Annotated in this window: 18 protein-coding genes; 15 read left to right on the top strand and 3 right to left on the bottom strand. The window is 65.1% G+C overall.

The window, feature by feature from the left end:
• The first annotated feature begins 88 nt into the window (after window positions 1–88).
• The 5 genes from rimP to rbfA all read left to right on the top strand — a co-directional run bounded on the left by rimP (window position 89) and on the right by rbfA (window position 6,045).
• Window positions 89–697, top strand: coding sequence for a ribosome maturation factor RimP (rimP, locus tag AC5RTE_RS08050; protein ID WP_494040872.1), 609 nt, complete (start codon window positions 89–91; stop codon window positions 695–697).
• Complete coding sequence (gene nusA / locus AC5RTE_RS08045) at window positions 697–1,677, top strand: transcription termination factor NusA (RefSeq protein ID WP_494040871.1); 981 nt, start codon at window positions 697–699, stop codon at window positions 1,675–1,677. The genes rimP and nusA overlap by 1 nt, the downstream gene beginning before the upstream one ends.
• 183 nt (window positions 1,678–1,860) lie before the next feature.
• Window positions 1,861–2,199 carry a YlxR family protein gene (locus tag AC5RTE_RS08040; protein ID WP_494041331.1) on the top strand — a complete coding sequence of 113 codons (339 nt, stop codon included), beginning with the start codon at window positions 1,861–1,863 and terminating at the stop codon, window positions 2,197–2,199.
• A 152-nt stretch (window positions 2,200–2,351) separates the two neighbouring features.
• Complete coding sequence (gene infB / locus AC5RTE_RS08035) at window positions 2,352–5,279, top strand: translation initiation factor IF-2 (protein WP_494040870.1); 2,928 nt, start codon at window positions 2,352–2,354, stop codon at window positions 5,277–5,279.
• 253 nt (window positions 5,280–5,532) lie between these two features.
• On the top strand, window positions 5,533–6,045 hold the full coding sequence (rbfA, locus tag AC5RTE_RS08030) for a 30S ribosome-binding factor RbfA (RefSeq protein WP_494040869.1): 513 nt from the start codon (window positions 5,533–5,535) through the stop codon (window positions 6,043–6,045).
• A 71-nt stretch (window positions 6,046–6,116) separates the two neighbouring features.
• Here rbfA and AC5RTE_RS08025 read toward each other — a convergent pair whose 3' ends face one another.
• Together AC5RTE_RS08025 and AC5RTE_RS08020 are read right to left on the bottom strand one after the other, a co-directional pair.
• On the bottom strand, window positions 6,117–6,671 hold the full coding sequence (locus AC5RTE_RS08025; protein WP_494041330.1) for a ScyD/ScyE family protein: 555 nt from the start codon (window positions 6,669–6,671) through the stop codon (window positions 6,117–6,119).
• The gene (locus AC5RTE_RS08020) at window positions 6,641–7,234 is read right to left on the bottom strand and encodes a hypothetical protein (RefSeq protein WP_494040868.1); all 594 of its coding nucleotides are present in this window, start codon (window positions 7,232–7,234) and stop codon (window positions 6,641–6,643) included. The genes AC5RTE_RS08025 and AC5RTE_RS08020 overlap by 31 nt, the downstream gene beginning before the upstream one ends.
• Before the next feature lie 180 nt (window positions 7,235–7,414).
• Between AC5RTE_RS08020 and AC5RTE_RS08015 the strand changes: the two genes are divergently transcribed.
• On the top strand, window positions 7,415–7,903 hold the full coding sequence (locus tag AC5RTE_RS08015; protein ID WP_494040867.1) for a nucleoside deaminase: 489 nt from the start codon (window positions 7,415–7,417) through the stop codon (window positions 7,901–7,903).
• A gap of 2 nt (window positions 7,904–7,905) precedes the next feature.
• Window positions 7,906–8,343, top strand: a complete 438-nt coding sequence (gene trxA / locus AC5RTE_RS08010) for a thioredoxin (protein WP_494040866.1) — start codon at window positions 7,906–7,908, stop codon at window positions 8,341–8,343.
• A gap of 22 nt (window positions 8,344–8,365) precedes the next feature.
• On the opposite strand, the gene AC5RTE_RS08005 is transcribed toward trxA, so the two are convergent.
• A complete protein-coding gene (locus tag AC5RTE_RS08005; protein ID WP_494040865.1) occupies window positions 8,366–9,532 on the bottom strand; it encodes a pyridoxal phosphate-dependent aminotransferase in 1,167 nt (388 codons plus the stop codon).
• 120 nt (window positions 9,533–9,652) lie between these two features.
• Here AC5RTE_RS08005 and truB point away from each other — a divergent pair, with 120 nt between their 5' ends.
• The 8 genes from truB to AC5RTE_RS07965 all read left to right on the top strand — a co-directional run bounded on the left by truB (window position 9,653) and on the right by AC5RTE_RS07965 (window position 17,714).
• A complete protein-coding gene (truB, locus tag AC5RTE_RS08000; RefSeq protein ID WP_494040864.1) occupies window positions 9,653–10,594 on the top strand; it encodes a tRNA pseudouridine(55) synthase TruB in 942 nt (313 codons plus the stop codon).
• A 2-nt stretch (window positions 10,595–10,596) separates the two neighbouring features.
• Window positions 10,597–10,950 carry a hypothetical protein gene (locus AC5RTE_RS07995; protein ID WP_494040863.1) on the top strand — a complete coding sequence of 118 codons (354 nt, stop codon included), beginning with the start codon at window positions 10,597–10,599 and terminating at the stop codon, window positions 10,948–10,950.
• Between the two features lie 88 nt (window positions 10,951–11,038).
• A complete protein-coding gene (locus AC5RTE_RS07990; protein WP_494041329.1) occupies window positions 11,039–11,461 on the top strand; it encodes a hypothetical protein in 423 nt (140 codons plus the stop codon).
• 135 nt (window positions 11,462–11,596) lie between these two features.
• Complete coding sequence (locus AC5RTE_RS07985; RefSeq protein WP_494040862.1) at window positions 11,597–12,580, top strand: bifunctional riboflavin kinase/FAD synthetase; 984 nt, start codon at window positions 11,597–11,599, stop codon at window positions 12,578–12,580.
• A 39-nt stretch (window positions 12,581–12,619) separates the two neighbouring features.
• Complete coding sequence (gene kynA / locus AC5RTE_RS07980; protein WP_494040861.1) at window positions 12,620–13,474, top strand: tryptophan 2,3-dioxygenase; 855 nt, start codon at window positions 12,620–12,622, stop codon at window positions 13,472–13,474.
• Entirely contained in the window at window positions 13,471–14,736 is a 1,266-nt protein-coding gene (kynU, locus tag AC5RTE_RS07975) for a kynureninase (protein WP_494040860.1), read from the top strand. Before kynA ends, kynU begins: the two co-directional genes overlap by 4 nt.
• Window positions 14,737–14,939: 203 nt before the next feature.
• On the top strand, window positions 14,940–15,209 hold the full coding sequence (gene rpsO / locus AC5RTE_RS07970; RefSeq protein WP_013600532.1) for a 30S ribosomal protein S15: 270 nt from the start codon (window positions 14,940–14,942) through the stop codon (window positions 15,207–15,209).
• Between the two features lie 243 nt (window positions 15,210–15,452).
• Window positions 15,453–17,714 carry a polyribonucleotide nucleotidyltransferase gene (locus AC5RTE_RS07965; RefSeq protein WP_494041328.1) on the top strand — a complete coding sequence of 754 codons (2,262 nt, stop codon included), beginning with the start codon at window positions 15,453–15,455 and terminating at the stop codon, window positions 17,712–17,714.
• Window positions 17,715–17,766 lie beyond the last annotated feature (52 nt).

The raw sequence follows: 17,766 nt of genomic DNA, 5'->3' as shown, positions 1-17,766 counted from the left end.
CCGGGGGTAGAACTTCGTGCACCAAGGAACCGCTAAAATAGCTACGCTAGTACACACAACATCATCTAAACGGGAGGCGGCCGGCATCGTGAGCAATGCAGAAGCCACGGCTTCATCAGACCGGACCGGTACGGGTAAGGCCGAGGCCGCGCACAATCCGGAAGCTGCACGGCTCAGGGCCCTTCTTGAACCCTCGGTCCAGGCCAACCGCCTCTACCTGGAGGACGTGGCCATCATCCCCGGTTCCCATCGGGTGGTCCACGTGGTGGTGGACCTGCCGCAGGAGGAAACCGGCGGCGTAAGCCTGGATGTCATTGCCGATATCTCCAAGGTGCTTTCCGATGTGCTGGACAACGATCCCGGTGACGATGGGCGTCCGTATGACCTTGAAGTCTCTTCCCCCGGCGTCGGGCGGCCGCTGACCGAGCCGCGCCACTGGCACCGCGCCAAGGGGCGCATGGTCAAGGTCAATGTTGTCCAGGGAGACAACATCACTGGCCGGATCAAGTCCGTCGACGACGGCGGCGTGACGCTTGTGCCCGAGATCGCCGTGAAAAAGGGCATGAAGCCCAGGCAGGGCGAACCCCTCAAGCTTCCTTTCGACAGGATCCGCAACGGAAAAGTCGAGATCGAATTCAGCCACCTCAATGAGGACGGTCTGGAAACTGCACACAATGGACCTTCTGAGGAGGCCTGATGGATATTGACATGAGCGCACTGAGGCTTTTGGAGCGTGAGCGTGAAATTCCGCTGGACCTCCTGATCCCCACCATCGAGCAGGCGCTCCTGGTGGCTTACCACAAGTCGCCCGGCGCCTTCGAAAAGGCCCGCGCGGAGCTGGACCGCAAGAGCGGCCACGTGACCATATGGGCCGTGGAGATTGATGACGACGGCGCCCCCATCGGCGAGTTCGAGGACACCCCGGAAGGGTTCGGCCGCATCGCCGCCAGCACCGCCCGCCAGATCATCCTGCAGCGGCTGCGTGACGTGGAGGACGACAACGTCCTGGGCGAGTTCAAGGGCCGTGAAGGCGAACTGGTGGCCGGGACAATCCAGCAGGGCCACAACCCGCACATGGTCCAGGTCAACCTCGGCGCTGTGGAAGCACTCCTTCCGCCGCCCGAACAGGTGCCGGGGGAGAAGTACATCCACGGCAACCGCCTGCGTGCCCTGGTCATCGACGTCCACCGCGGTTCCAAGGGCCCGTCCGTGACGCTGTCCCGTTCGCACCCGGGGCTGGTCCGGAAGCTCTTCGAACTGGAAGTACCGGAAATCGCCGACCGTTCGGTCGAGATCGTCGCCCTGGCCCGGGAAGCGGGACACCGCACCAAGATTGCCGTGAAGGCAAACGCTCCGGGCATCAACGCCAAGGGCGCGTGCATCGGCGAAATGGGTTCACGCGTGCGGGCCGTCATGACTGAACTGAATGACGAAAAGATCGACATTGTCGACTTCAGCGAAAATCCGGCCACGTTCATCGCCAGTGCATTGTCCCCGTCGCGGGTGAATTCGGTCACCATTACCGACGAGGCAACCCGTTCGGCCCGCGTCGTGGTTCCCGATTACCAGCTCTCGCTGGCCATCGGCAAGGAGGGCCAGAACGCCCGCCTGGCCGCCAAGCTCACCGGCTGGCGCATCGACATCGTCTCCGACGCAGCGACCCCCCGCGAAAACTAGTCCCGCCGGTTACCGGCCAGCCGCGCCGCGACCACAATTGCGTTTCGGGCAGAACGGCCCGGAGGGGCTAGAATAGATAAGGCCGCGCCCAACGGCCGGCAGTTGTGCGCCCTGCGCGTGTCCCTTCCGCTGAACAAGCGGAGGCAAGGCATGACGGGGCCGGCAGATATGAACGTCAGGAAGATGACCGTGGCAGAGCTTTCCACCGGGAGTCAACCGGAACGTACCTGCATCGGCTGCCGGAAAAAGGGCAAGCGGTCCGAACTACTCCGGCTCGTCGCCGAAGGCAGCGGTTCCACCGCTGTCCTTGTGGATGAACGACGCCGGATGGCTGGCCGGGGTGCATGGCTGCACCCCAGTGAATCGTGCCTTGCTCTGGCCTTAAAACGGCGGGCTTTCGGACGTGCCCTGTCGGGCGCAACCGGAACCGCCGCCGTCGAACGCTGGATCAAGGAAGCGAGCGTTGCAGCCACGGCAACTGCAACACCAACCGTCCAACCTGAAAGCGGGTCAGAAATCTGATGGAAACCCGATGAGTTCCCAGCGATGAGTGCGCAACGATGACAACTTTGTTGCGCTCTGCAATGGGCCCTTCTGCACCAAACGCGGCTGGGGCCCGCAGTAAGAAGTAGACGGTTCGTGCCTGGCTCGGTGCGGACCGAGACAGGAGAAATGTGGCCAAGGTCCGCGTACACGAGCTCGCCAAAGAGCTCGGTATAACTTCCAAAGATGCAGTGACAAAACTGCAGGAACTGGGCGAATTCGTTCGCTCCGCCTCTTCCACCATTGAGGCCCCCGTTGTGCGCAAACTGCGCAACGCCTTCCCCGACGCTGCTGCCAAGGCATCAGCTCCGGCCGCCGCGCCCAAGGCAGCCGCTCCCGCGGCAGAGGCGCGTCCTTCCACCCCCGCTCCCGGTCCGGCAGCGCCCAAGGCTCCGGCCCCCAAGGCGCAGGAACCTGCCCCCGCACCTCCGGCCGCACCGGCACCCGCAGCTCCCGCTGCACCGGCGCCGGCAGCACCTGTTGCCAGCGCTCCGGCGGCTCCGGCCGCTCCGGCAGCGGCTGCTGCACCGTCCACCGGCGCAAAGCCCGGTGCGCGCCCGGCCCCCAAGGCCGAGACCCCGGCTGCACCCACCCGCCCCGGTGGATCACAGGGTGGTTCCGCTCCCCGTCCCGGCGGTCCCCGTCCGGGCAACAATCCCTTCGCCACCTCGCAGGGCATGCCCCGCGGCCGTGGCGGTGACGGTGAGCGCGCTCCCCGTCCCGGCAACAACCCGTTCGCCACCTCCCAGGGCATGCCCCGTCCGGGTGGAAGCCGTACCGACGGCGACCGTCCCGGCGGTCCGCGCCCCGCAGCAGGTGCCGGCGGCCCCCGTCCCGGTGGTCCCCGTCCCGCAGCAGGCGCCGGTGGGCCTCGTCCCGCCGCAGGCGCCGGCGGCCCGCGCCCCGGTGCACCCCGGCCCGGTGGCGCCGGTGGAAACCGTCCTACTCCGGGCATGATGCCCAACCGCACCGAACGTCCGGCTCCGGCCGGTGCTGGACGTCCAGGTGCCGGCGGCCGCGGCCCGGCACGTCCGGGTGGCGCTCCTGGAACAGGTGGTCCCGGTGGCGGCGGCGGTGCTCCCGCCGGTGGTGGCTTTGGCAAGGGCGGCCGCGGACGCGGCGGCACCCAGGGTGCCTTCGGCAAGGGTGGCGCCGGACGCGGCAAGCAGCGCAAGTCGAAGCGTGCGAAGCGCCAGGAACTTGAGCAGATGAGTGCCCCGTCGCTGGGTGGCGTGAGCGTACCCCGCGGCGACGGCAACACTGTCATCCGCCTCCGCCGCGGCTCGTCCATCACGGACTTCGCCGACAAGATCGAGGCAAACCCCGCCGCGCTGGTCACCGTGCTGTTCCACCTCGGTGAAATGGCAACAGCCACCCAGTCGCTGGATGAGGAAACCTTTGCGCTGCTGGGCGAGGAGCTTGGCTACAAGCTCCAGGTCGTATCGCCGGAGGACGAGGAGCGCGAGCTGCTCTCCACCTTCGATATCGACTTCGAAGCAGAGCTGGAAGCCGAAGGCGACGAAGACCTCGAGGCACGTCCTCCGGTTGTCACCGTCATGGGCCACGTGGACCACGGTAAGACCCGCCTGCTTGATGCCATCCGCAAGTCCGACGTCATGGCGGGCGAGCACGGCGGCATCACGCAGCACATCGGTGCCTACCAGGTCACCCACAACCACGAAGGCAACGACCGGAAGATCACCTTCATCGATACCCCGGGCCACGAGGCGTTCACCGCCATGCGTGCCCGTGGTGCGAAGGTCACCGACATCGCCATCCTGGTGGTCGCAGCGGACGACGGCGTTATGCCCCAGACGGTTGAAGCTCTCAACCACGCGCAGGCAGCCAACGTCCCGATCGTGGTGGCCGTGAACAAGATCGACAAGGAAGGCGCCAACCCGGACAAGGTCCGCGGCCAGCTGACCGAGTACGGCCTGGTTCCCGAAGAATACGGTGGCGACACCATGTTCGTGGAGGTCTCTGCCCGTCAGAACCTCAATATCGATGAGCTGCTCGAGGCAGTCCTGCTCACCGCAGACGCTGCCCTGGACATGCGCGCCAACCCGAACAAGGACGCCCGCGGTATCGCCATCGAAGCCAACCTGGACAAGGGCCGCGGTTCCGTGGCCACTGTCCTGGTGCAGTCCGGCTCGCTGCGCGTCGGCGACACCATCGTTGCAGGCACGGCCCACGGCCGCGTCCGTGCGATGTTCGACGACGACGGCAGCGCCCTGACCGAGGCCGGCCCGTCCCGCCCCGTCCAGGTGCTGGGTCTGTCCAACGTGCCGCGCGCAGGCGACACCTTCTTCGTGACCGCTGACGAGCGCACCGCCCGCCAGATCGCCGAGAAGCGTGAAGCAGCGGACCGTAACGCCGCCCTGGCCAAGCGCCGCAAGCGCATCAGCCTGGAAGACTTCGACCAGGCAGTGGCCGACGGCAAGATCGACACCCTCAACCTCATCCTCAAGGGTGACGTGTCCGGTGCCGTGGAAGCCCTCGAAGACGCCCTGCTCAAGATCGACGTCGGCGAAGGCGTGCAGCTGCGCGTCATCCACCGCGGCGTTGGTGCCATCACGCAGAACGACGTCAACCTGGCGACGGTGGACAGCGCCGTCATCATTGGCTTCAACGTCAAGCCCGCCGAGCGTGTTGCCGAACTGGCAGACCGCGAAGGCGTGGACATGCGCTTCTACTCCGTCATCTACTCCGCGATTGATGACATCGAGATGGCGCTCAAGGGCATGCTCAAGCCGGAATACGAAGAGTTCCAGCTGGGTACGGCCGAAGTCCGCGAAGTCTTCCGCTCCTCCAAGTTCGGAAACATCGCCGGCTCGATCGTCCGCTCGGGCATCATCCGACGCAACACCAAGGCACGCATCAGCCGCGACGGCAAGATCATCGGTGACAACCTCACCGTTGAGACGCTCAAGCGCTTCAAGGACGACGCCACTGAGGTCCGCACGGACTTCGAGTGTGGTATCGGTCTTGGCTCCTACAACGACATCACCGAAGGCGACATCATCGAGACCTTCGAGATGCGTGAGAAGCCGCGCGTCTAAGCGTTGATGCTCTACCGGTGCGGGGCCGTCGGGATTTTTCCGGCGGCCCCGCCCCTTCGCTGGGTGGCCAACGTCTTACGACGTCGGCCACCCAGCTCCGGCAGGCCCGATGCCACTCCCGGGCCGCCGGAAAAATCCCGACGGGAGTCCCGTCGTACACTCGCCTTAGGTGGGTAGCAAAAACGCAAACGTACGTATGGCCCCGTCGGGGCGCCGTCGTACCCCCAAATTTTTCTTCTTATAGGAGTTGTTCATGGCTGATCCGGCACGTGCTGCCAAGTTGGCGCAGCGGATTAAGGTTGTTGTTGCTGAGGCCCTGGGCCGGAAGGTTAAGGATCCCCGGCTGGAGGGCATCACTGTTACTGATGCCCGGGTGACGAACGATCTGCAGCACGCCACCCTTTACTACACCGTTTTCGGTGACGAGGCCGTCCAGGCTGATGCTGCCAAGGGCCTGGAGAAGGCCAAGGGTGTGCTTCGGCAGGAAGTGGGGCGCAACCTCAGCATCCGACTGACTCCCACCCTCGAATTCGTATCCGACGAAATCCCCGTCAACGCCTCCAACCTGGAGGAACTGCTGCGGGAGGCCAAGAGGCGTGACGCCGAAGTGGCCGCCCTGGCTGCCAACGCGAGTCACGCCGGGGACGCCGATCCCTACAGGAGCGATGCGTCCGCGGACGTGGACATCGACGAAAACGATTTTGATGAAGAGGACTTCGACGTCGCAGACGACGAGGAACTCAAGGAGGACGGCACCAAGCAGTAACCGTTGCTGACAGGGAGAACCCCGGCCCGCAGTTGCGGACCGGGGTTTTTGCTTCCCAAATGGTGGCCGGATTACCTGATGTCCACCTTTATCACCCGGCCTTCGGCGGGGGGAGGCGGTGGTGCGGCCGGGTTCACTGCATCGACCGTCGCATACAAAGTTCGGCCTTGAATTTCTACGTCGGCCGGTGCAGGGACCGGAAGGAACACTGACCGCTGGCCCTTCCAAGCGCTGAACCTGATGATCTCGTTGCCGAACAGCGAGGCAACATACACATCACCGGAGTTTGCCACTGCCAGCCCGGTGGCACTGAGGATCCCGTCCGCCCACAGCTTGGTGCGGCCATTCCAGGGGTTGATCTTGAAAACCGCGCCGCGTGCGCCCAGGCCAGGGGCTTCGGGGCCGCCAGGAAGCGATGTCACGTACAGCCAGCCGTCCGGGCCGATCTCCACGTCAGTTGGAACGGGTTCGAAGGCGTACTTGAAGTTTGCACAGTCTGGTGCCCCCAGAGCAGTGGCGGTCTGTTGCGTGAGGACCGAAGGCCGGGGAGGCAGAACCGCCAGCGTGCTGACGGCGCCCGAGTGAATGTTGACCTTTAGGATGGCGTTTGCCCCTGCGTCGGCGATGTAAGCGGTGTTGCCTTGGACGGCAGTGGCGTAGGCGTTCGAGTCCAGGGCGCCGTGTACCGTGCCCCCGGAGCACCCGGAACCGCTGCGGCCTGCTCCAGGCACTTACTGCTGGCATCCGCTCCAAACCCGTAGTGCTGGCCCGCATCGGGGTTGTTTTTCCGCTCATGTTCGGCCAGGTCCGCAATGGTCCTGACATCTCCCCGCGGGCTGATCGCTTTCAAATGACCCCGCAGGGCGGCAGGGTCATTGGAGCCGGCGCCTGCGGTTTCGAGGAAGAACGTTGTGGCGCCACGGGTCTCCACACCCGCTACGCCCCGGCCAGGATCTGCCTGGTAGATGTCGTTGACGCTGCCGTCCCTGTTGACACGGCTCAGCTTCCCCGCGAAATCCTGCGTTACGTAAATGGACCTATTTGTTCCGATGGCCAGGTGCAGCGGTGAGACGAGCCCGCCAACTATTTCCCTTGCCTCCGGCTCCCGGTCAGAAGCGGCCGACGGGCCCGCCGGTGCGATGGCAGCGGCCACGGCGGTGCAGACGATGATGCTGAGTCTTTTTTTCATTGGGTACTCCGGGTTCGATGCCCTCTGCGGGCCGGTATGGGAAGCCTCGCAAGAGGCGAAAAAACGGAAAACCCCCGGCGCCAGAGTATTCCTCCCAGGCAACTATGTCGCAGGGAAATTCCCCCTATTCAGCCCCCTATTTACGTCCCCTGGGACCATACCCTTGGCTAGGATCTAGCTATGACTCAGGCGGACCAACAGCAGCTCAATGCCACGCAGTACCTCGAACAGGCGGTAGCCCTCGCCACCCGAAACGTCGAGGACGGGGGAGGGCCGTTCGGCGCAGTGGTGGTGACGAAGGACGGGCGGGTTCACGAGGGCGTCAACCGCGTCACCCGCGACAACGATCCCACTGCCCACGCCGAAGTGGTGGCCATCCGTACGGCTGCCGCTGCCGTGCGGAACTTCGACCTGCGCGGTGCGGTCCTCTACGCCAGCTGCGAGCCGTGCCCGCTGTGCCTGGCTTCTGCCCTCTGGGCCCGGATAGACCGTGTGTTCTTTGCAGCAGACCGGTACGGTGCAGCGTCCGCGGGTTTTGACGACGCCATCTTCTACGACTACTTTTCTGGTACCCGCCCCGACCTGTTGCCCGTCAGCAGAGGTGAGGTCCCGGCGTCGGACGCTCCTTTCCGGGCGTGGGGCGCCCACAAGAACAGGAAAGACTATTAGGCATGGAAGCCACCCTTGTCAGCTGTCCGCACTGCGGGAAGACCAACAGAATCCCCGCCGCCGCTGCGGGCCGGCCGCGCTGCGGCAGCTGCCGCGCCGGGCTGCCCTGGATCGTGGAGGCCGGGGATTCGGACTTCAGCACTGTGGCCGAACAGTCGCCGGTTCCGGTGCTGGTGGACTTCTGGGCTGCCTGGTGCGGTCCATGCCGGATGGTCAGTCCAGCCCTGGATAAACTGGCGCGCGAACGTGCCGGTGAAGTGAAGCTGGTGAAGGTCGACGTCGACAAATCCCCGGGCCTGTCCCGGCGTTTCGACGTGCAGGCCATCCCCACCCTGATGGTGCTGGTTGACGGGCAGGTGGCTGCCCGGCAGGCGGGGGCAGCTCCCGCAGACGTCCTGCGCGCTTGGCTGGACGGTGCTCTTTCCGGCACCCGCCGTTGAGACGGGACCCCGGCGGCAGGGCCTAGACGCGTTCCGGCAGCCGGGCCACGCCGTCGAGCAGTTCCTGCCTCTTGCCGCACAGCGCGATCCGCACCCAGCCCTCGCCGATGGAGCCGAAGGCAGTTCCCGGAGCGAGCGCAACGCCTGACTCCATCAGGAAGCGCCGCACCCACCCGCGGACGTCGCCGCCGCTGACATGGGACACGTCCGCCCAAAGGTAGAACGCGCCGTCGGCCTTCAAGTAGGGGATGCCCTTGGCATCGAGTACGGCGGAGGCGGCGTCCCGGTTGGCCCGGTAATGCCCATGGGCTTGCTCGACGTAATCCTGCGGTCCCGTGAGGGCGGCAAGCGCGGCGTACTGGGAGGGCGATGCCACGCACGACACGATTGATTCCATCACGTTGTTCATCTTCTGCTCCAGTCCCGGCGGGCAGATGAGGGCGCCGATGCGGAGCCCGGTAAGGCCATAGGTTTTGGACAGGGTCAGCGAGGTGAAAACGCGCGCCTCACCCGGCAGGACGCCGTCGAACCGTGCAGGGCTTACGTGCGGGACATCGTAGGTGAACGCCTCATAGCACTCGTCCGAAATCACCCACAGGTCGTGCCGGCGGGCCAGCTCCACGAGTTCGCGGGTCAGGTCCTCGCCGAGGACCGCGCCCAGCGGGTTGGAGGGCGAGTTCAGGACCAGCACCCGCGTCCGGTCCGTGATCAGCGCCTCGATGTCACCGGTTCGAGGCTGGAAGCCGTGCTCAGGATAGAGCGGGTAACCCACCGGGACAGCATTCAAGAGGCGGCTGGTCATGGCGAAGGTGGGGTAGCCCGGGTTGGGGATCAGGATCTCATCGCCGGGGGAGAGCAGCAGGCTCATGGCAAAGTGCAGGCCCTGCTGGGCGCCGTCCACCACATACACCCGGTCCGCGCCTATCTCACTGTGGTGGCCGGCACCAGCGCGCTCCCTGAACCTGGCAGCAAACGCCTCCCGCAGCGCCGGGATGCCGGCGTTGGGGGTGTAATTGGTTTCGTCCCTGTCCAGGCAGGCCATGCCGGCGTCGAGAATGTGGCGGGGGAGCGGGAAGCCCGGTTCCCCGATGCTGAGGACCAGGGCCCCGGGGGTCCGCCACGCGGCTTCGGTGATTTCCCGGATCTGGTTCACAGGGACGTCGCGGACGTGCGCGGCAAGCTCAGGCATGCCTGCCATCCTAACTGGCTGACTACCGGCGTTACCGGCGGAAAGGGCGTTGGCGTGGCTCCCTTGCGCCCAATCCGGGCGTGGGCAGGCGCCGGGACCAGCGCCGATATACTGGGGAGCGTGCTTTCTGGACTGGTGATAGTGGACAAACCGCAGGGATGGACCAGCCATGATGTGGTTGGCCGGATGCGGCGCCTCGCCGGTACCCGGAAAGTGGGCCACGCCGGAACACTGGATCCGATGGCCACAGGCGTCCTGGTGGTGGGCATCAACAAAGCCACCCGCCTGCTGACCTACATCGTGGGCACCTCCAAGACCTACACCGCCACCATCCGCCTGGGCCAGTCCACGGTGACGGACGACGCCGAAGGTGAGGTTACGGCCGTTGCCGGCACTGCCGCTGTGGACGAGCAGGCTATTCACGACGGCGTTGCCGCCCTCACCGGGCAGATCCAGCAGGTGCCCAGCAGCGTGAGCGCCATTAAGGTGAACGGGGAGAGGGCGTACGCCCGGGTCCGCTCCGGTGAAGAGGTAAAGCTCGCAGCGCGCCCCGTCACCATCCACCGCTTCGAGGTGCACAGCATCAACAGGGACACCGGGGCCGACGTCGTGGACCTGGACGTTACAGTTGAATGCTCCTCCGGGACGTACATCCGCGCCCTTGCCCGGGACCTCGGCGACGCACTCGGCGTCGGCGGACACCTCACGGCCCTCCGGCGCACGCATGTCGGGCCCTACTCCCTTGAACAGGCGCGCACCCTCGAACAGCTTGCGGACGGGCTCAACGTTGTGGACATGGCCGAGGCTGCCCGGGCGCTGATGCCCAACCGCGAGCTCAGCCCGGAAGAGACCACTGAGATTTCCTTTGGCCGGCGCATTGCCGCCGGTGCCGCGCCCGGCAGCCCGGGAGCAGCCACAGCCGAGCATCCTGCTGCCGCTTTTGCCCCTGACGGAAGCCTGGTGGCGCTGCTTGCGGACGCCGGCAGCTTCGCCAAGCCCGTGCTGGTGTTCGCCCCCGGTACTGGTACTGGTATCGGCGCCGGTGCGTCCGGGGTGGCCTGAGGGTGGACGCCTACTTTTACATCATCCTGGTGGTGGGGCTGCTTTCCAGCGGAGTCTGCCTGCTGGCCGGCATCCTGAAAAAAGCACCCAACGACGTCACAATCCTCTCGGTGGCCACGGTCGAGGTGGCCCTGCTGGTGTACCTGGTGGGATCGGTCGTGCGTGTGGTTGCGGGCGAGCCCATTGCCGGGGAGGCCTGGGAATTCTGGGGCTACCTCGCCACCGCGATGCTCCTGCCGCCCGCAGCCGTCTACTGGGCCATCCTGGAACGTACCCGGTGGAGCAACTTTGTCCTGGCCGCCGTGGGTGTCACCGCGCTGGTGATGGCCGCCCGAATGAACCAGATCTGGTACTGAAGTGGAAGAAGCACGCAACGTGAAAGACCAGCACTCCGCCCCTGGCGCAGCCGATACCGGCGCAGCCCATGCCGGTGCGGCCAAGGACGTGGCTCCCAACGGAACCGGGTCCAGGAACACCCGCAATACCGGGCCCGGACGCCTGCTCATCGCTGTTTATGCGGTCTTCGCCATCTCGGCTTCTGCCCGCGCCGGGTATCAAATCCTCACCAAGTTCTCCGAGGCCCCGCTGGCGTACCTGCTGTCCGCGTTCGCCGCACTCGTGTACGTCATTGCCACGGTATCCCTTGCCCGGGCCGGCAGTACGTGGTTCAAAGTATCCGTGGCAGCGGTCCTGGTGGAACTGGTCGGGGTACTCGTTGTGGGCGGCCTGAGCGTCTTCGACCCGGTCCAGTTCCCGCACGAGACGGTATGGTCCCTTTTTGGCCGCGGTTACGCGTTCATTCCCCTGCTGCTGCCCGTCCTTGGCCTGGTGTGGCTCTACCGGCGGCGGCCGTCCCGCAGGTCCTGACACCTGTCCGTCGGGCCAGGCGGCAACCCCGGCCACCTGGCAATAGCGGTTGCGTGAATGCGGGTAATCTTTAGAGAGTTCCGCGGCCGGCAGGGTCCGGGACGTCGATATTTTCAGCAGTAAAAGGCGAGGGTGATGGTCTACATCTGGAACGATCCGTCCGAGGTCCCGGCGGACTTCGGCCCATCTGTTGTCACCTTTGGGAACTTCGACGGAGTTCACCGCGGCCACCAGCAGGTGCTGTCCCAGCTGATCCGCACTGCCCGCCTCACCCGCTCCAGGTCGGTGGCCATCACGTTCGACCCCCACCCGGCCCTGGTCCACCGTCCCGAGTCCGCGCCGGAGCTGATCATGGGCCTGCACGACAAACTGGAGGCGCTGGGCGAGCTGGGCCTGGATGCCATCCTGGTGATGAAGTACTCCCTGGATCTGGCCAGCCTCACCGCTGAGGAATTCGTGGAGCAGTTCCTGGTGGACCGCCTGCACGCGAGCCACGTAGTGATCGGCCACGACGCCCGGTTCGGCCGCGGAAACTCCGGCGACCTGGACACCATGCAGGCCCTTGGCGGGAAGTTTGGGTTCGAAGTCCAGGTCATCAGTGAGTTTGGCTCGGAGGGCTACCCCCTGCATGACGACGACGGCACGGACCGCCGCTGCTCCTCCACCTGGGTGCGTGAGGCACTGCAGGAGGGTGACGTGGCCACTGCCGCGGCAGTACTGGGGCGCGCGCACCGGATGCGCGGGGAAGTTGTCCATGGCGCCGCCCGCGGCCGTGCCCTCGGATTTCCTACGGCTAACCTGTCCAGCAACTCCAGCGGGCTCATCCCTGCGGACGGCATCTACGCCGGCTGGCTTGTAGACCAGGCCGGGACGCGATGGCCTGCAGCTATTTCCGTCGGGTCGAATCCCACGTTCGATGGTGTGAGCCGGCAGGTCGAAGCCCATGTCATCGACCGGCCCCACGAAGCGGTGGAGGATTTCGATCTGTACGGCCAGACAGTGGTTGTTGAATTCGTGGCCCGGCTGAGGGGCATGGTGGCATACCGTGGGCCGGAGGCGCTGGTGGACCAGATGCGGCTGGATGTGGTCCAGGCGCACAACCTCCTCGCCAGGCGCTGACCCGTCCGCCAGGACAGCGCTCAAGGGAAAGGCAGCACCGTGTCCGTTGAGAAAAACACCAGGAAACTGGACGAAGGCATAGTCCGCGACTTCAGCACACGGATGAGCTACGCCTCGTACCTGCACCTGCCAACCCTGCTGAGTGCACAGCATCCTGTCAGCCAGCCGGAACATCACGATGAAATGCTGTTCATCATTCAGCACCAGACCACCGAACTGTGGCTCAAGCTGGTGTTGCACGAACTCCGGAGCACCGCGGCCTGGCTCCGTGCGGATGATCTGGGGTCCGCGCTCAAGGGCATAGCCCGGGTCAAGCACATCCAAAAGACCCTCACCGAGCAGTGGTCAGTGCTGGCCACCCTGACGCCCACCGAGTATTCACAGTTTCGCGGCTTCCTGGGCAATTCCTCCGGCTTCCAGTCAAGCCAGTACCGGGCCGTTGAATTCATCCTCGGCAACAAGGACCGCAAGATGCTTCCGGTGTTCGAGTCGGATCCGGAAGCCTACGCCATGCTCGATGAGGTGCTTTCCGCGCCCAGCATCTATGACGAATTCCTGGCCTACCTTGCCCGGCAGGGGTTTGCTGTGCCCCGCTCGGTACTGGAGCGGGACGTTACCTCTGCCCACGAATTCACCCCCGACCTGGTGCCGCTCTTCAAGCACATCTACGAGAACGCTGCGGATAACTGGGGCGCCTACGAGGCGTGCGAGGAGCTGGTGGACCTCGAGGACAACTTCCAGCTGTGGCGCTTCCGGCACCTGCGCACCGTGCAGAGGACCATCGGCATGAAAACAGGGACCGGCGGCTCAAGCGGGGCCGCGTTCCTGCAGAAGGCCCTCGAACTGACCTTTTTCCCAGAACTTTTCGCTGTCAGGACGGAGATCGGCCAATGACCACACAGGAGCACGTTGCCGGAACCACAAAAGATGCGGACGCCGCCTTGCAACAGCGCGCGGCCGAGCTGGACCGCAAGGACCCTCTGGCCCAGTACAGGAGCCGGTTCATCGGCACGGACACGCCCTTGTCCTACCTGGACGGCAACTCCCTGGGCCGGCCGCTTCAGCGCACGGCGGAGGACATCAGCGCCTTCATCCGCGACGGCTGGGGAGGACGCCTGATCCGGGGCTGGGACGAGGAATGGCTGGACCTGCCCCAATCCATTGGCGACCAGCTGGGCCGGGCCGTGCTCGGCGCCGCCCCGGGACAGACAATCATCGCGGATTCCACCACCGTGGTGCTGTACAAGCTGATCCGGGCAGCCCTGGCAGCCGTGGCAGACCCGGACCGGAACGAACTGGTCCTGGACACGGAAAATTTCCCTACCGACCGCTACCTTGTGGAGGGCATTGCCCTTGAGGAAGGCCTGACACTCCGCTGGATTGAAACGGACCCCAACGCGGGGGTGACAGTTGAGCAGGTGCGCAACGCGGCTGGACCGCGCACCGCCGTCGTACTTTTGAGCCACATCGCCTACCGTTCCGGCCACCTGGCGGACTTGCCGGGCATCACGGCAGCAGTGCACGACGCGGGGGCGCTGGTGGTGTGGGACCTTTGCCATTCCGCCGGTTCAGTGGAGATGGACCTGGACAGCGCGGACGTGGACTTCGCTGCCGGCTGCACCTACAAGTACCTCAACGGCGGGCCCGGTTCGCCCGCGTTCGCCTACGTCAACCACCGCCACCTCGCCTCGCTCAACCAGCCCATCTGGGGATGGATGGGCCGCAAGGATGCCTTTGACATGGGCTCCGGTTATGAACCAGCTCCCGGCATCCGCGGTTTCCTCAGCGGTACGCCCGCCATATTCGGGATGCTTGCCATGCGGGGGACCCTCGACCTTATTGAGGAAGCAACCATGGCTGCCGTACGGGCGAAATCGGTGCAGCTGACCGCCTTCGCCGTGCATGTCTTCGAAGCCTGGCTGGCGCCCCTGGGGGTGGAGCTCGCCTCGCCGCGGGAGCCGGGGGAGCGGGGCAGCCACATCACCCTGGACCACCCCGGTTTTACCAAAGCAACTGTCGCGTCCCTCTGGGACGACGACGTCATCCCGGACTTTCGCGCGCCGCGCGGCGTTCGCGTGGGCCTGTCCCCGCTGAGCACCAGCTTCGCGGAAGTCCTGCAAGGGATGGCGGCAATCCGGAAGCAACTGGCGCGGTAGCGCAGCAGCTTCCCTCCCGGGAGATGGCTGTTTCGACAAGATTGGGCAGGCGCCGGTAAACTGGGGGATGGATCCGGCTGCAGTCCGTGGCGGCTGGTTCCTGTTGTGTGTGGCATAGTCCGGTTTTTCCGGACCAGACGGCGCGGCAGACCCGGCAGTGAGTTACTGACCTGGGCCCTCACGGCACATCCCTAGGAGTTATTGTGGCACTTGACGCCGCTGTAAAGCAGTCCATCATCAAGGAATACGCAACCGGAGAAGGCGACACCGGTTCACCGGAGGTCCAGGTTGCAGTCCTGACCCAGCGGATCAAGGATCTGACTGAGCACATGAAGGAGCACAAGCACGATTACCACACCCAGCGCGGTCTGCTGGCCATGGTTGGTCGTCGCAAGCGCATGCTGAGCTACCTCAAGAAGACTGACATCGCCCGCTACCGTTCGCTCATCGAGCGCCTCGGCCTGCGCCGCTAGTCGGACTTTGGGGCGGCCCTTTCCGGAACGGAACGGGCCGCTCCTTCAAAGAAAAAAACTAAACAGGAGGATCAACCGCATCACGCATTCGCGGTCCTCGGTAGTGATCTCCGGGAACGGCTTCGTTGACTGAAGCCCCGGCCCGTGGGTCTCGATCGACGACCGGGTGCAGGGCCAGTCGACAGATGCTGGCCTGGGTTGATGCGGCTGGACTTCCGTAAAACAGAAACGGAGGTGACTCTCTTGGAGGGTCCCGAAATCCAGTTCTCAGAAGCAGTCATTGACAATGGCCGTTTTGGCAAGCGTGTAATCCGCTTTGAAACCGGCCGCCTTGCCAAGCAGGCAGCCGGCGCAGCAATGGTGTACATCGACGATGACACCGCCCTGCTGTCTGCAACCACGGCCGGCAAGCACCCGCGTGAAGGCTTTGACTTCTTCCCGCTGACGGTCGACGTCGAAGAGCGCATGTACGCTGCCGGACGCATCCCGGGCTCGTTCTTCCGCCGCGAAGGACGCCCGTCCACCGAAGCCATCCTGGCCTGCCGCCTGATGGACCGCCCGCTGCGCCCCGCCTTCATCAAGGGCCTTCGCAACGAGGTCCAGATTGTTGTGACCGTCCTGGCCATCAACCCTGACGAGCTCTACGACGTGGTGGCCATCAACGCCTCCTCCATGTCCACCCAGCTTTCCGGCCTGCCGTTCTCCGGCCCCATCGGCGGCGTCCGCGTTGCCCTGGTTGCCGACGAAAACGGATCACAGTGGGTTGCTTTTCCCAAGCACTCGCAGTTGGAAAACTCCGTCTTCAACATGGTGGTAGCCGGCCGCGTGGCCGGTGACGACGTCGCCATCATGATGGTGGAAGCCGAAGCCACCGACAACTCCTGGAACCTCATCAAGGAACAGGGCGCCACCGCCCCCACCGAAGAGGTTGTCTCCGAAGGCCTCGAGGCTGCAAAGCCGTTCATCAAGGCACTCTGCGACGCACAGGCGGACCTGGCTGCCCGCGCGGCCAAGCCCACTGTTGAGTTCCCGGTCTTCCTGGACTACGAGGACGACGTTTACGCCGCTGTTGAGTCGGCCGCCGCCGAGAAGCTGGCTGCTGTCTTCCAGATCGCCGACAAGCAGGAGCGCGACAACGCTTCCGACGTCCTGAAGGACGAGGTTACCTCTTTCCTCGCCGGCCAGTTCGAAGGCCGTGAGAAGGAAGTGTCCGCAGCATTCCGCTCGGTCACCAAGCACGTTGTGCGCCAGCGCATCCTCAAGGACCAGATCCGCATTGACGGCCGCGGCCTGACGGACATCCGTCAGCTCACCGCCGAGGTCGAGGTTCTGCCCCGCGTTCACGGTTCGGCCATCTTCGAGCGCGGCGAGACCCAGATCATGGGTGTCACCACGCTGAACATGCTGAAGATGGAACAGCAGATCGACTCGCTGTCGCCGGTGAAGACCAAGCGCTACATGCACAACTACAACTTCCCGCCGTACTCCACCGGTGAAACGGGCCGCGTCGGTTCCCCGAAGCGCCGCGAAATTGGCCACGGCGCCCTGGCCGAGCGTGCACTCGTGCCGGTCCTGCCGTCCCGCGAAGAGTTCCCGTACGCCATCCGGCAGGTATCCGAGGCCCTCGGTTCCAACGGCTCGACGTCGATGGGTTCCGTCTGCGCCTCCACCCTGTCGATGCTGAACGCCGGTGTGCCCCTGAAGGCAGCTGTCGCAGGCATCGCCATGGGCCTGGTCTCCGACCAGGTTGACGGCCAGACGCGCTACGCGGCACTGACCGACATCCTCGGCGCCGAAGATGCCTTCGGCGACATGGACTTCAAGGTTGCCGGTACCTCCGAGTTCGTGACCGCCATCCAGCTGGACACCAAGCTTGACGGTATTCCCGCTTCGGTCCTGGCTGCAGCACTCAAGCAGGCCCGCGAAGCCCGCCTGCACATCCTCGAGGTCATCGACTCGGCCATCGACACCCCGGACGAGCTCTCCGAGTTCGCACCGCGCGTCATCGCCGTCAAGATCCCCGTGGACAAGATCGGCGAGGTCATTGGCCCCAAGGGCAAGATGATCAACCAGATCCAGGAGGACACCGGCGCCGACATCTCCATCGAGGACGACGGCACGGTCTACATTGGCGCCACCGACGGCCCGTCTGCAGACGCAGCACGCTCCGCCATCAACGCCATCGCGAACCCGCAGGTCCCGGAAATCGGCGAACGTTACCTGGGTACGGTCGTCAAGACCACCACCTTCGGTGCATTCGTATCGCTGACCCCGGGCAAGGACGGCCTCCTGCACATCTCCGAGCTGCGCAAGCTGGCCAACGGCAAGCGCGTGGACAACGTTGACGACGTTGTCTCGGTGGGCCAGAAGGTCCAGGTGGAAATCACCAAGATCGATGACCGCGGAAAGCTCTCGCTCGCCCCGGTTGTGGCCGAGGAAGAAGGCGCTGAGGTCGAGACCGAGCGCGCCCACACCACGGAACCTGCTGAAGGCGCTGACATCTAGCACTTCCGGTTTCCGGCACGGACAAGCATGAATCGGCGGGGCCGGTGGATGA

This window comes from Arthrobacter sp. K41 (genome assembly GCF_059089645.1).
The sequence above is the reverse complement of the archived record's forward strand: the minus strand, read 5'-3'. Positions and strand labels throughout refer to the sequence as shown.

What these genes read in the sequence shown, in the direction of transcription:
- nusA (WP_494040871.1), top strand. Translation starts at nt 697, where the DNA reads ATGGATATTGACATGAGCGCACTGAGGCTTTTGGAGCGTGAGCGTGAA.
- AC5RTE_RS08040 (WP_494041331.1), top strand. Translation starts at nt 1,861, where the DNA reads ATGACCGTGGCAGAGCTTTCCACCGGGAGTCAACCGGAACGTACCTGC.
- rbfA (WP_494040869.1), top strand. Translation starts at nt 5,533, where the DNA reads ATGGCTGATCCGGCACGTGCTGCCAAGTTGGCGCAGCGGATTAAGGTT.
- AC5RTE_RS08020 (WP_494040868.1), bottom strand. Translation starts at nt 7,234, where the DNA reads ATGAAAAAAAGACTCAGCATCATCGTCTGCACCGCCGTGGCCGCTGCC.
- AC5RTE_RS08015 (WP_494040867.1), top strand. Translation starts at nt 7,415, where the DNA reads ATGACTCAGGCGGACCAACAGCAGCTCAATGCCACGCAGTACCTCGAA.
- trxA (WP_494040866.1), top strand. Translation starts at nt 7,906, where the DNA reads ATGGAAGCCACCCTTGTCAGCTGTCCGCACTGCGGGAAGACCAACAGA.
- AC5RTE_RS08005 (WP_494040865.1), bottom strand. Translation starts at nt 9,532, where the DNA reads ATGCCTGAGCTTGCCGCGCACGTCCGCGACGTCCCTGTGAACCAGATC.
- AC5RTE_RS07985 (WP_494040862.1), top strand. Translation starts at nt 11,597, where the DNA reads ATGGTCTACATCTGGAACGATCCGTCCGAGGTCCCGGCGGACTTCGGC.
- kynU (WP_494040860.1), top strand. Translation starts at nt 13,471, where the DNA reads ATGACCACACAGGAGCACGTTGCCGGAACCACAAAAGATGCGGACGCC.